The following is a 13,848-nucleotide window of genomic DNA, read 5'->3' on the forward strand; positions in this document are numbered from 1 at the left end:
TCAGTTTTCAAAGGTCATGCTCTTTCGAGACAACTATTATATTCTAGCACCTCAACTAAGCTTTGTCAATACCTTTTTTTCTCTTTTTATAAAAAATTCTCACCAAGTAGGCTTGGTGAGAAGAATTTTAAAATTATGCTTTGTTCATATTAGATAATATTTCAAGGGTTTCTAATAAATTTGATTCGCTCACTTCTATAGTATCACCACTTGATTTCATTTTGACTTCTATAATGCCTTCTGAAGCTTTTTTTCCTACTGTAATTCTAATTGGTAAACCAATTAAATCACTGTCTGAAAATTTCGATCCTACTCTTTCGTTACGATCATCTGTTAAAACACTATATTTAGCATCCATTAATAGCATTTCAATTTTATTGGTTAACGCAACTGCATTGTCATCTTTAACATTAACAGTAATGAGGTGAATATCATAGGGTGCTAATTCTTTAGGAAAATTAACTCCCCAGGAATAGCGATAATCACCTTTTGGTGTTTTTGTTACAAAAATGCGAGCATGTTGTTCCATGACAGCTGATAAAATTCGACTGACACCTATACCGTATGAGCCCATTATGATAGGTTGGCTGCTTCCTTGTTCGTTTAGAATGGTAGCTCCCATGCTTTCAGAATACCTTGTCCCTAGTTTGAAGATGTGTCCAATTTCGATACCTCTAGCAAACTTTAGAGTACCCAAACCATCAGGCGAGACCTCACCTTCCTTCACTTCTCTCAAATCAATATATTCAGCAGTGAAATCTCTTCCAGGATTAACATTTTTCAAATGGTACCCGTCTTCATTAGCGCCTGCAATAGCATTTTTACTATTTTGGATATTGAGATCAGCAATGATTTTAATCTCACTTGGTAATCCAACAGGTCCTAATGATCCAAAAGAAACATTTAATAAGGCTTTACTATCACTTTCTGAAGCTGGCTCCAAGAAATTAGCACCTAGATAATTTTTTAATTTGACTTCATTTACTTGATCATCACCGACCAAAAGAACGGCAACTGGTTCTTTATCAGCTAAATAAAGTAGCGTTTTAATGGTTTCTTTAGTATCCACTTGAAAAAATGAAGCCACTTCTTCAATTGTTTTACTATTAGGTGTTGCAACTTTTTCAAGTTCTTGCATAGAAATCACTTTTGATGTTGGTTTAAATTGACTACTTGCCATTTCAAGATTGGCAGCATAACCTGATTCTGTTGAATAAACAATAGTATCTTCACCTGAAATTAACCAAGAAGTCAATTCTTTTTTAATAGCTTCCAAAACTTCTTCTGGGATATCATCAATCTTTGCGATTGTTTTATCTAAGATTAACCATCTCTCAAGATCAGTTCTATCTGGTGTGATAGCCATAAATTCTTGACTATCTTTACCACCCATAGCCCCACCATCACCAATAATGCCCTTAAAATCTAGTTCAATGCGTTTAAAGATTCTTTCATAGGCTTTTTTATAATCAGCATAAGTGACATCTAAACTATCATAATCAGCATGAAAACTATACCCATCTTTCATGATAAATTCACGTGTGCGTAATAAACCATTTCTTGGACGTTTTTCGTCTCTATATTTAGATTGAATTTGATAAAGGTTCAACGGTAATTGTTTATATGATTTTATAGAATCTCGAATTAAGGCAGTAAAGGTTTCTTCGTGAGTAGGGCCTAAAATAAACTCTGATTGTTCTCTATTTTTAAGTTGGTATAAATCCGGACCATAGGTTTCAAAACGTCCTGATTCCTTCCATAAATCAGCGGTTAGTAATGCTGGTGTCAACATTTCGACTGCACCAATTTTTTCAAACTCTTCACGCATGATATTTTTTAACTTTTCAATTAAACGGTTAGCAAGCGGTAAATAAGAATATATTCCTGATGATACTTGTCGCACATAACCAGCTCTAAGCATCAGTGCGTGACTGATAACTTGGGCATCACTTGGCATTTCCCTAAGAGTTGGGATTAACATTTTACTTTGTTTCATTATTTATCTCCGTATGTTTTTAGATTAAAAGAATGTTCTTAGGATATCATTCCAGGTAACTGAAATCATTAGAATCACCATAAATACAACACCTGCTAGAGTGATATACATTTCAGTCTCTTGTTTAAGAGGTTTTCTTCTAATAGCTTCAATAATATTCATCACTATTTTACCACCATCTAAGGCAGGAATTGGCACTAAATTTAGGATACCAAGATTCATTGATAACATAGCCATTAGGTAGAGAATATCAGAAAATCCTGAAGCTGCTGCTTGGTTACTTAATTGATAAATGGCAACAGGGCCACCTAGTTTGTTAATATCAGGATGGAAAATAAGATTTTTAAGTCCATTTAAAATAGCAAAGGCTGACGTATAAGCCATTTGAAAACCACCAAATAGCTTATCAGTAAAACTAGTTTTTAAACTTCTAGTTACACCAATAAAATAGGTGTTGTTTTGTTTTTCTGGGACCACAGAAACTATTTTTTCTTCACCATCATTTTTAACAACCAAACTAATAGCTTCGCCTTCTTTTAAGTCTTTGGTAGCTTCATCGACACCTTGTGTTAACTCTTGCCAATTGGAGATTGTTTTTCCTTCAATGGCTAAAATTTGACTATTTTCGACAACACCAGCTTGAGCTAGCGGTCCATTAGGCATCACTTGTACACGATTAGTCGTTTCATCTGGTACACCACCTTGTACAAAGGCTAAAAGGACAAAAACAACAATTCCAAGAATAAAATTATTCATTGGACCAGCAAAATTAGTCATCATCCGTCCTGGAATACTAGCATTTTGGTATTGGACATCTTTTGGTGCGATTAACACTTCTGTTCCATCTTCTTCAATAATGGTTGCATTGTGGTTAACCTTAAACGTCTTTGTCTCTTCAAGAACTAACCCAGCGATTTCCAACTTATCTTCTAAATCATAAGACACAATATTCATAGGAAGACTCGTAGAAGAGACAGAACGATTTGAAAGGTTAATTCGTGTGACTTCTGAGGAGTCGTTAAACTCTAAACTCGCTAAAGTGCCAGTTTTAATATCTGTTTTATCATCTCCCCAACCTGCCATACGAACATAACCTCCCAAAGGCAAGAGACGAATAGTGTAGGTAGTGCCATCTTTACCACGATGAGCAAAAATTTTTGGTCCCATACCAATAGAAAATTCTCTTACAAGAATGCCTGATTTTTTGGCAAAGTAGAGATGACCATATTCATGGATAACTACAATGACACCAAAAATAAAAATAAATGTTAAGATACCAGTCATTTTATTTTCTCCATTTTAAAATAAACCTAAAAAATGCATTAAAGGCAATACAAGCAACATACTATCAAATCGATCAAGAACACCACCATGTCCTGGAATAAGTCTACCAGAATCTTTAACACCAAAGTGACGTTTAATGGCACTTTCTATCAAATCACCAAATTGGCCAGCTATACTAAATAAAGCAACCAATAAAATCATTACTAAGAAAGAATAGGGAGCATATAAAGAAGCATCAAATGCCATAAATACACCGGCAACAACAAGAGCAAATACGATTCCTCCAAGACTACCTTCAATCGTTTTATTCGGTGAAACAGACGGTAATAATTTCCTTTGTCCATAACGCATACCAATGAAATAAGCACCTATATCAGTTGCCCAGACAATCAACAAGGCTAACAATACTTTGTTAAAACCGGATTGTTGAGCGATGATAAGGTTTTGAAAGCCAATACCAACGTATAAACTAGAAGCTATTGGAAATACCGCATCATCAAAAGTATAAACAGGATAATTTAAAACAATGCCAGCAAGTAAAATGAATGTAATGATGCTAAACAAAGAAAAATTAGCATCAATTGGTAAAAAACTCAGGTAGTTACCGATAGGAACAGTTAATACAAAAGCCCCTAGCATTGCTAGAACACCTTCAAATGAAAAAACTTCTAATCCTTTCATCCTAAGAAGTTCTGAAACACCAAGCATTGATAACAGACCGATAAATAGCTGGAAAGCTATCCCTCCTACAAATAATAATGGCATAAAAATAAGTAATGCTATTAATCCAAAAATAATTCTTTTTTGCATACTTTCCCTTTCTTACACTTTCCCAAATCGTCTTTGGCGGTGACTGTATTCTTCTAGTGCCTTAGTATATTCTTCTTGATTAAAATCAGGCCAAAAAACCGGTGTGAAATAAAATTCACTATAAGCAGATTGCCAAGGTAAAAAATTACTAAGTCTTATTTCACCACTTGTTCTAATAATAAGATCAGGATTTTGATATAAATCAGGTAAGTCTGACGTCATTAGATGATTGGCAATCACTTCTTCAGTGATTTCTTCAGGCTTTATTTCACCTTGACTAACTTTTTTTGAAATTTCTCTTATTGCTAAGGTTAACTCGGCACGGCCACCATAATTAAGAGCAAAATTAAGAATTAATCCTGTGTTGTTTTTAGTCAATTGACAGGCATCATCTAAAGCTTTTAATGTGTCTTCTGGGAGACGATTTCTTTCTCCCATCATTTGAATTTTGACATTATTCTCGTGTAATTTTGGAACATATTTGTCAAAAAAATCCACGGGCAACTTCATGATAAATGAGACTTCGTCTTCAGGTCGCGACCAGTTTTCAGTTGAAAACGCATAAACAGTCAATACTTTGACACCTATTTCAGATGACATTAATGTAATGTCTTGAAGGGCATCCATACCTGCTTTGTGCCCAAACACACGAGGTTGCATTCTTTTTTTAGCCCATCTACCATTACCATCCATGATAATGCCAATATGCTTTGGAATTGTTTCTAGTGCCGTTGGTTTACTATTTTTTAAAAAATCAAACATTATTTTATCCTAATCATTGAAATACTATTGCTATTTTACCATATTTTTCAGTTTTATAGCAGTTTCTAATCATTTCTCTCTGAGAAAAAATAAAAATTTCCTTTTGAGGAGGAAATTTTTACTCTTTTATTCTTCAATGGCTGATTCAACAGCACTTTCCTTAGCGTCTTCAACAGAAACCGCTGGTTCATTTGCTCTAGAAACAATTCGCTTAATTGATGTTAATTCATAAGTGAGGTAGACACCTTCAGCATCAAGAACAACTTTGTTGTTATCAGTATCCACTTCATCAACAATAGCAAACATACCACCAATTGTCACAACTTCGTCACCTTTGGACATGGTTTTGAGTTCATCTAAACGTTTTTGCATTTGCTTTTTTTGTTGGCGTTGCATGAAAAAGGTAATTCCCATAAAAAAAACAAATAACAAAATTATTGTATAATTCATAATTTCCTCCATACTATTAAATTCATTCTTACTATATCAGAATAAGAACAAATAGGCAAGACAATACCATTAATTTCAAGGGTAAACATTATTTTTATTTGAATTATAAGCCTTCTACATTGTGATAAACTTTTTGAACATCATCATCTGATTCTAAAACATCAATTAGTTTTTCAACAATTTCTAAATCTTCTTCAGATAAAGTTACTTCTGATTGTGGGATCATCTCAAGCTCTGTTACTTGGAATTCTGTGATGCCTTCTGCTTGAAGAGCTTCCATTCCTTTATGTAAATCTGTAGGAGCTGTATAAACAGTAATACTACCGTCTTCTGCTTCAACATCTTCAACATCAACATCAGATTCTAATAACACTTCAAAAATATGTTCAGCATCTGTTCCTTCAAAAACAATGACACCTTTTTTGTCAAACATGTAAGAAACAGCACCACTAGCTCCCATATTCCCACCGTTTTTGCCAAAGGCAGATCTAATGTTAGCAGCTGTACGATTAACATTTGATGTTAAAGTATCAACAATAATCATTGAACCATTTGGTCCAAAACCTTCATAACGACCTTCAACAAAGGTTTCATCTGTATTTCCTTTTGCCTTATCAATAGCTTTGTCAATAACATGTTTTGGTACTTGCGCTTGTTTGGCACGTTCTAAAACAAATTTTAGTGCTGAATTTGATTCTGGGTCTGGCTCTCCTTGTTTGGCTGCTACATAGATTTCTACACCAAATTTAGCATATATTTTTGAATTTGCGCCATCTTTTGCTGTTTTTTTGGCAACAATATTAGCCCATTTACGTCCCATTAGTAATCTCCTTTTATTTTTTTGCCTTATTATTATACCACAAAAGTTCTCACGATAAAAAGACTTCATGATTTATTGTACTTTTCATTATATAAACTTTTGTCGGTTATTTTCCCATGAAAGGAATTCGACCATAGGTTTGTTGAGTGATTTTTTTATTTCCCATTTGATAAATAGTATCTGCTTTTTGAGTCATGGAATCCCAAGGTTCTTTACCAATTTTCGTCATAAGTATTTCTTTGTTTTTAAGTTGAGATAAATAACCCTGACCCTTTTGACTAAAACCAAGAACATGGATTTTCTCAGGTAGCGGACTATCTTTTGCATTGACTAAAATATAGGTTAATAGCCTTCTGACACGCGCTTTAGTATAGCGTTTCGTTACCACTTGGTTAACCAATTCCTCTATATTATCAACTTTTGTTATTACTGTTTTAATCCGACTAGCCATTTCTTCATTGACTTGATAAATCTCAGTCAAATCCTGATGGGATAAAATATGATATTTAAGTAGATGAAAATAATCATCCCACAACACATGTGGCTCTTTTAGTATGTTTTGCCAAGCCGGTGTTGATTGTTTTAAAAACACTTTATCTTTTATATGATGTCTGATGGCTGTTGCTGACACTATCGAGGCTGTTTTATCAAGAGAGTGAAAATCTGCACCCAGTCTTTTAACAGGTCTTATCTTAATGTCATAAGGCGCAATTGCCTTAACATAAGACAGCGCCAAAATATGATTAGGGGTTTGTCCAGAAAATGTTATGCCTGAAAAATGTTGCCACATTTTTTGAGCTTTTTCTGGATAAGATGTTAAGTGTGATTGACTCTTTAAAAAGTCTTCCATCTCCTCTTGGTTATTACGATAATCTTCTAGTAACTGTTGATAATGACCATTTTCTTCCGTTCCAAAGGCAAGTTCCTCAATCCCTAACGCGTTTAAAATAGAAAGAGCGCCTTTTGCAAAATAATCGGCGGATTGAACACTCACTAAAAAGGGCAATTCAACAACGATATCTGCTCCGTTTTCAATAGCCATTTGTGCTCTTGACCACTTATCAACAATAGCAGGCTCTCCTCTTTGCATAAAATTACCAGACATGGCAACAATTTTCAAACCAGAGATTTGTTCTAATAAGTAGCGATGACCGTAATGAAAAGGATTAAATTCGGCAACAATACCTGTAATCGTCATTTTCTTGCCACAAAAAACCAGCGTTTTGAAGTTTCTTCTGGTTTTTTATCCTCAAAATCAGCATAAACCTCGACATTTTTAAACCCAGCCTGCTCTAGTAAAATATCATAGGTTAGTATCTCATAGGTTCTTTCTTCATGTATTTCATCAAAACGTTTGAAGTCACCTGTTTTATCCTTAACAAAAAAAGTGAGTTCATGAACAACAGAATGAGGCGCCTCATCAGCGTAGGTATCCCAAAGAAAAGCAAAGTCTTCAGCATTTTCATGATAACTGTAACCTGGAAAAACTTGGTCTGTTTGAAAAGTGGAGTGAACATCGAAAATAAAAACACCGTCATGTTCTAATATGTTATAAACCTCTTTAAAAACATCGCCAACGTCTACCTCATCTTGTAAATAACAAATCGAGTCTGAGTAGCAAGTGACCATATTAAATTTTGGCAGCTGAGATAAGTCTCTCATATCCCCTTTAATAAAAGTAATATCAAGATTTTTTGAATCGCGTCTCTTTTTGGCAATATCTAGCATTTCAGCACTTAAATCTAGCCCAGTCACATCAAAGCCAGCTTCAACAAAGTAAATCGATTGAAGACCTGTTCCACAAGCCAGTTCTAATAACTTTTTTTTGTCTTTAGCACTGGGTAAGTGGCGAAGGCTAAAATCAGTCCATTTTTGATAGAGAGAGTCATCCATCACACTATCATAAATCCTTGCAAACATTTCATAATTAATCATTTTTTTCATCTTTCTTTTAATTCGGTCTATCACTACCATCAGAAAAAACCTGTTCCTAGGAACAAGGTTAATTAGTTTATAATGTCTTCTAAGGCTATTAGTGGTGCTTCATGCCATAATTTTTCTAAATTATAGTGAGCACGTTCTTCTTCTGAAAAGATATGGACGATGACACTGTTTAAATCAAGTAACACCCAACCAGCTTTAGCATCGCCTTCAACATGACTACTGTCTTGTCCAGAAAGCTTCACTTTTTCACGAATATTGTCTGAAATAGCTTCTAGTTGTCTACTATTAGTGGCACTCATAATAACAAAGTAATCAGTCATACTTGTTAATTCTTGTAGGTTTAAAACCATGATATCTTCAGCTCTTTTTTCATCGGCTGCTGATAGGATTGTTTGTAGTAATTCTTTTTCTAACACGTTTGTTCCTCTTTTTCTAGGTTATCATTATCACACAACAAAGTCATCAGTCTTCGTTTAAATGATGAATATAGGCATTGTAGGTTTGAATCGTTCGGGGATGAATTGGAATTCTTTTTTTAACAAGGTAACTAATCGTTTGAGCCGTTTCATAAGCAACCGCCTTATCCAAGGAGCTCTCTGCTAATTTTCTTGCTTCATCAACACCTGGGAAATCACGATTGGGTTCGATATAATCAGCAACATAAACAATTTTATCAAGAAGAGACATCTGACTAGAACCTGTTGTATGGTATTTAATCGCTTGAAGAATCTCTTTATCGGTCAAACCCAAGTCTTCTTGAATTTTGTAGGTGCCAACCAATCCATGCCAAATATTATTGTTCCATTGTTTCAAGCTCTCATCTAATTGATACTTATCAATGAGATGGATAAATTCAGCATCAGACAAGTTCTTTGCATAATCATGAAGAAGACCGGCTAAACCTGCCTTTTCAGCATCATAATGATTTAGACGTGCTAAACGGATGCTGGTTTCTTCTACACCTATCATATGTTTTAAACGCTCTTTTGTTACTACTTGCTCTAGTTTTTTTATGAGTTGGTCACGACTCATATTAAGATAGTTACGATAAGTCATGATATAATCCTTCTTTTTTAATATAATCTAACACTGCTTTAGGTAGTAGAAAATTAGGATCTCTCTCTTTTTTGATAAAATCACGAATCATACTAGATGAAATATCCATTAATGGGACATCAACCCAGATGACTGGGTAACTAGTTCCTGATTTATACTTAGGACGTTGAACACCAACAAATTGAACCATTTGAATTAAGTCATCAATTTTATGCCATTTTGGCAGATAATCCACCATATCAGCACCAATAATAAAATAATAGTCCACCTCTGGATTTTTTTTTATCAATTCTACCATTGTGTCATAAGTGTAGCTGATACCTTTTCTTTCAAGTTCAATGGTTTCAATTGCTAACCCCTTAACACCTTCAATCGCTAACTCAAGCATTTTAAGACGGTGTTTCTCGTCAATAGTTGTTTTTGTATCAACATGTGGGGGTTTATATTCAGGCATTAGTAAAACTTGGTCAAGACCAAGTTGCTGACGAACTTGATCGGCAACAATCAGGTGGGCATTGTGGACGGGATTAAAATTACCTCCTAAAATACCAATTTGTGGCCGATTGTTGGTCTTTGTTTCTACGTCTAATTCTACTTTTGTAAATGGTGTTAAAAGTTCAATTGCCATTTATGCCTCCGAACAACTTTAAAGTGCTTTTACTTTTTCAGAAATTTTGCGATTCTCTTTTCGAGTTGACTCTTTATATAAAATCAAGATACGGCCGATTTTTAAAACAGTCTCTACACCGATTTCATCTTCTAATATTTCTGCTACCTCATGAATGTCCTCATCGGTATTTTGTAGCAGAGTTACTTTGATTAATTCACGCGCGTCTAGTGCATTTCGAACACTTGTTTTAATTGGGTTATTTAAGCCATTTTTCCCAATTTGAATAATGGGTTTTAAAGAATGTGCTTGACTTTTTAAAAATGCACGTTGTTTACTTGTTAATGTCATATTTTCCTCTTATACTACTGCTCGACGTAAAACAACTGAGACACCTTCTGGTGCCCATGCTGCCACTCTAGCTTTTTCTTTAATACGAATCCAACCAAGACCTGAAAAGACTAAATCCATTTTCTCTGTAATGACAAACTCATGTTTGACTAACTTTGGGAATGTCTTTATTTGGTCATGTTTTGGAGGACTTAATAGTTGTCCAAGATGTTTTTGATAAAAACCATCAGCACCTTCTAACTTTGTTCGATGAAGAGGCAGGTTGTTATCAACAAAAATGGTAAAGCCTTGTTTATCCCCTTCTAAAAAATCAAATCTGGCTAAGCCAGCCATGAAAATAGTTTGTTCTTGATTAAGTTGGTAAGTTTTAGGTTTAATTTCCTTTTTAGGACTCACGTATTTCAAATCTTTTTTCGATAAATAATGAGCCATTTGATGACGATGGATAATTCCAGGAGTGTCAAAAAGGTAATGCCCATCTTCTAAAGGAATTTCAATTTTATCTAAAGTCGTTCCAGGAAAACGCGAAGTGGTAATCACATTTTGGCTACCGGTAAGTTCTTGAATAATGGCATTGATTAAGGTTGATTTTCCAACATTAGTGACACCAACGACATAAACATCTCTACCTTTTCTTAATTGATCAATTTTCTGAATTAATTCTTTGATAGCTTGACGATTTTGGGCGCTGGTTAAAACAACATCTTTAGGTCGAAGACCTTCTTCATGAGCTCTTTCCATCAACCATTGAGTCACTTTAGCATCTTTGACAGATTTTGGTAAGATATCTTTTTTATTGCCAACTAGTAAAATATCGTTATTAGCGACAAATCTTGATAAACCAGGGATAACAGAGCCATTAAAATCAAAAATATCAACAACATTGACAATTAAGGCGTTACTGTCACCCACTTCATGGAGTAGTTTCAAAAAATCATCATCAGACAATTGAACATCTTGAATATCGTTATAATGTCTGAGTCGAAAACACCTCTGACAATAAATATCACCTGTTTCTTGATTTTTTTCTAGTGTTGACAATGGGGTATACCCTATTTTGTCTTTATCAGTGGTTTGAATTTTGGCACCACAACCAATACAATACAAATCTTTCACTTAAATTCCTTTTTTATAGTCGATTTTGCCATATTTCTTTTCAATTTTTGCAAGTACACGACGTTCTCTCATACGATTAATTTTTGTGTTCCAGGCGTCGGAGGTGACAAGTGGTTTCACCAAAATCGATCTGATACCAGCTCTGTGAGCAGCCCTAATATCAGTCATTAACTGATCACCTACCATAACAACTTCATTGCGATCAAAACCATACCTTTCAATAGCAATATTGATCCCTCTAGCAAAAGGTTTCATGGCGCGACTAACAAAGTCAACACCAAATTTATCAACGGCACGCTCAACTCGGTCATATTTATTGTTAGAAACAACCACTACCGGAATATCAGCAATAGTCATTTCATCTAACCAAGCACGTAGTTCTGCAGTACCATCAGGATTATTCCAAGCGATCAAGGTATTATCCAAGTCAACTAAAACAGCACGAATCCCCTGATCTCTCAGATTATCAGGCCTTAAATCATAGACAGCTTCGACCGCAAAGGTCGGTATATAATCTTCTATACTCACATCTCTCTCCACAAATATATAGTACTCTTATTCTAACATAATTTAGGTAAAAAAACACCTTCTTGTTATTAGTATTACTAAAGGATTAGCTTTTATTTACTGAAGAAAGAAAAATAGTCATTTTTCTTTAAATCATAAATCAACCAGATAATAATAATCAGTTGAACAAGAATACTAAAAATACTTCCTTCAATACCAAAGTCACCGCCAGACAACCAAGCAGGTCCATTCACACTAACTTTGATAAAACTTTCTGAGGCTGCTGTTCCACTAACATTAAAATTGAAAAAACTACCTTGAAAACAATTCCATGCAGCATGAATGCCACTAATCCCCCAAATATTATTAGTTTTTAACGTATATAAGGCAGCTAACACACCAAATAAAAATAAATCAAAAACAGGAATCACTGATAAATGATCATTACCTAGATGTAAGAGGGTAAAAAATAAAGATGATACTATTATTCCTAATAATACTTGGTATCTAGCAGACACTGAACTAAATAACCAACCTCTAGTAAGAATTTCTTCTCCACTAGCTTGGATAGTCCAAGCAAACATTAAGATAATAAATTGAAAAACAAGATTTGGTGATAATTGAAATCCTACAAAGCTGATAACACCAAAAAGAAACATCAAAAAAACGCAAGTCAATATCATTGCTATTCCAATCCCCCAGCCTTTAAGAAAAGATTGAAAGGCTTTTATTTTTGTAAAACCAAGTCCCTGCCATGGACTTTTTTCAACAAATTTTCCCCAAACAATAACGACTAAAGAGATAGAAATAAATGAAAACAATTGCACCTCTAAAGGTGGTATTTGATAAGGAAAAAAGGGAACTATTACTATAAAACTTATGGTCTCTGCTAAAGTTAGCAACAAAAAGCCTACTAATGGTCCTGTCAACCATCCTAAGTTAAATTGAGATTTTTGTTTTGCCGAAATAATTGTCTTTTCCATTTTAATAATCCTTTTTAAATATAGCAAACATTAATACATAAAAAGTTTACACCAAATTATCTTAAAAATCTATCTTTTCTCAAATATTTAGCCATTAAAGACAATCAAAAACATCACCACTAACTAATACGGTGGTGATGCTTATTTATCAGGCAGCTGTTGCAACTAAAGCTTCCATTTCTTTATACTGTTCTTCTGTTAGAAACGGTTGATAAATTTCTAATACTTTTCTTAGTTCTTCTTTAGAATAAGTAGAAAGATTATTTTTAAATTGATTGTACAATTCTTGAAATTCTTCATCAGTTAAATCTGATTGAGCAACTTCTGATGATATCATCTGTAATTCATCAAAGCTAATTAATTTTGAATCCTCTGGTATTTTAGGAGCTATATAGTCTACTTTTTTTGAAATCATCTCAATCGTTACAGACTCTATCCCATAATCTAAACCTGGAGCCATTTTTAGATCAATGGTCATGTTAGCACTACCATCTTTTTCAATACGATAAGTAACTGAACTGCTCTCTTTAAGGTAAGCATTCATCATGTTAAGATAAGTATTAGCTGTCTCATCTTCTGCCATGGTTTTAACCATGTCTAATAATTCCGACATTTTAATGGTCAAGACAGCTACATCACCATCCATTTTAAAATATTTGGCATCAATCTCTTTAAAACTATCCGTCCAACCTGTTGAATCTTCTGCTTCATCAAAAACAGAATCATAGTCCTCACTAAAGTCAGCTACATTGATATAACGACCTTTGATTTTATCACTTTCTATACCAGAAAACATTCCCCAAAGTTCAGCATTAACGTAAAAATCATCATTAGTTCCAACGATATCTAACATAGGAAAAGAAGGGTTGAATTCAGATAAGTCAGAAGAAATTGAAAAGATTTTATCTTTTGTTGATTGAGAAACATCAAAGATGAATGCTTTGTTTTTTAAGTCTTTCAACTCAGACATCTCTGTACTATTATTTGCCAATTTAACATCCTTAATTTTGACACTAAATACAAAACTTGTTTCTTCTTGTTTTAGATTATTATTATAACGTGTGATAAATTCATCTTGAGGATTTTTCGAACAAGCCACAATAATAATGAGTAGTGGTAACAATAATAAAAATTTTAATTTTTTCATTTTTAAATCCTTTCT

Annotated in this window: 16 protein-coding genes; all 16 read right to left on the reverse strand. The window is 34.0% G+C overall.

What is annotated here, in order from left to right; genetic code table 11:
- Window positions 1–133: 133 nt before the first annotated feature.
- Window positions 134–1,996, reverse strand: a complete 1,863-nt coding sequence (locus tag JHK64_RS05760) for a proline--tRNA ligase (protein WP_199568051.1) — start codon at window positions 1,994–1,996, stop codon at window positions 134–136.
- Between the two features lie 24 nt (window positions 1,997–2,020).
- On the reverse strand, window positions 2,021–3,280 hold the full coding sequence (gene rseP / locus JHK64_RS05765; protein ID WP_199568052.1) for an RIP metalloprotease RseP: 1,260 nt from the start codon (window positions 3,278–3,280) through the stop codon (window positions 2,021–2,023).
- Between the two features lie 15 nt (window positions 3,281–3,295).
- Window positions 3,296–4,090: a phosphatidate cytidylyltransferase gene (locus JHK64_RS05770; protein WP_199568053.1), complete on the reverse strand. Its 795-nt coding sequence runs from the start codon at window positions 4,088–4,090 to the stop codon at window positions 3,296–3,298.
- A 12-nt stretch (window positions 4,091–4,102) separates the two neighbouring features.
- Window positions 4,103–4,852 (reverse strand): undecaprenyl pyrophosphate synthase, encoded by a 750-nt coding sequence (gene uppS, locus JHK64_RS05775; protein ID WP_199568054.1) that lies wholly within the window; start codon window positions 4,850–4,852, stop codon window positions 4,103–4,105.
- Between the two features lie 126 nt (window positions 4,853–4,978).
- A complete protein-coding gene (yajC, locus tag JHK64_RS05780) occupies window positions 4,979–5,302 on the reverse strand; it encodes a preprotein translocase subunit YajC (RefSeq protein ID WP_199568055.1) in 324 nt (107 codons plus the stop codon).
- A gap of 103 nt (window positions 5,303–5,405) precedes the next feature.
- Window positions 5,406–6,122 carry a YebC/PmpR family DNA-binding transcriptional regulator gene (locus JHK64_RS05785; protein WP_199568056.1) on the reverse strand — a complete coding sequence of 239 codons (717 nt, stop codon included), beginning with the start codon at window positions 6,120–6,122 and terminating at the stop codon, window positions 5,406–5,408.
- A 106-nt stretch (window positions 6,123–6,228) separates the two neighbouring features.
- Entirely contained in the window at window positions 6,229–7,320 is a 1,092-nt protein-coding gene (locus tag JHK64_RS05790) for a nucleotidyltransferase (RefSeq protein WP_199568057.1), read from the reverse strand.
- Window positions 7,317–8,057 carry a class I SAM-dependent DNA methyltransferase gene (locus tag JHK64_RS05795; protein ID WP_199568058.1) on the reverse strand — a complete coding sequence of 247 codons (741 nt, stop codon included), beginning with the start codon at window positions 8,055–8,057 and terminating at the stop codon, window positions 7,317–7,319. Before JHK64_RS05795 ends, JHK64_RS05790 begins: the two co-directional genes overlap by 4 nt.
- A 71-nt stretch (window positions 8,058–8,128) precedes the next feature.
- Entirely contained in the window at window positions 8,129–8,482 is a 354-nt protein-coding gene (gene rsfS / locus JHK64_RS05800; RefSeq protein ID WP_199568059.1) for a ribosome silencing factor, read from the reverse strand.
- A gap of 46 nt (window positions 8,483–8,528) precedes the next feature.
- Window positions 8,529–9,122, reverse strand: coding sequence for a bis(5'-nucleosyl)-tetraphosphatase (symmetrical) YqeK (yqeK, locus tag JHK64_RS05805; protein WP_199568060.1), 594 nt, complete (start codon window positions 9,120–9,122; stop codon window positions 8,529–8,531).
- The gene (locus JHK64_RS05810) at window positions 9,109–9,750 is read right to left on the reverse strand and encodes a nicotinate-nucleotide adenylyltransferase (protein ID WP_199568061.1); all 642 of its coding nucleotides are present in this window, start codon (window positions 9,748–9,750) and stop codon (window positions 9,109–9,111) included. Before JHK64_RS05810 ends, yqeK begins: the two co-directional genes overlap by 14 nt.
- Before the next feature lie 18 nt (window positions 9,751–9,768).
- Window positions 9,769–10,080, reverse strand: a complete 312-nt coding sequence (yhbY, locus tag JHK64_RS05815) for a ribosome assembly RNA-binding protein YhbY (RefSeq protein ID WP_199568062.1) — start codon at window positions 10,078–10,080, stop codon at window positions 9,769–9,771.
- A 9-nt stretch (window positions 10,081–10,089) separates the two neighbouring features.
- Window positions 10,090–11,196 carry a ribosome biogenesis GTPase YqeH gene (gene yqeH / locus JHK64_RS05820; RefSeq protein WP_199568063.1) on the reverse strand — a complete coding sequence of 369 codons (1,107 nt, stop codon included), beginning with the start codon at window positions 11,194–11,196 and terminating at the stop codon, window positions 10,090–10,092.
- Entirely contained in the window at window positions 11,197–11,724 is a 528-nt protein-coding gene (locus JHK64_RS05825; protein WP_199568064.1) for a YqeG family HAD IIIA-type phosphatase, read from the reverse strand.
- Window positions 11,725–11,816: 92 nt separating this feature from the next.
- Window positions 11,817–12,686, reverse strand: coding sequence for a CPBP family intramembrane glutamic endopeptidase (locus JHK64_RS05830; protein ID WP_199568065.1), 870 nt, complete (start codon window positions 12,684–12,686; stop codon window positions 11,817–11,819).
- 148 nt (window positions 12,687–12,834) lie between these two features.
- On the reverse strand, window positions 12,835–13,833 hold the full coding sequence (locus JHK64_RS05835; RefSeq protein WP_199568066.1) for a hypothetical protein: 999 nt from the start codon (window positions 13,831–13,833) through the stop codon (window positions 12,835–12,837).
- Between the last annotated feature and the right edge of the window lie 15 nt (window positions 13,834–13,848).

Source organism: Streptococcus zalophi (genome assembly GCF_016481285.1).
GTDB classification, from domain to species: domain Bacteria; phylum Bacillota; class Bacilli; order Lactobacillales; family Streptococcaceae; genus Streptococcus; species Streptococcus zalophi.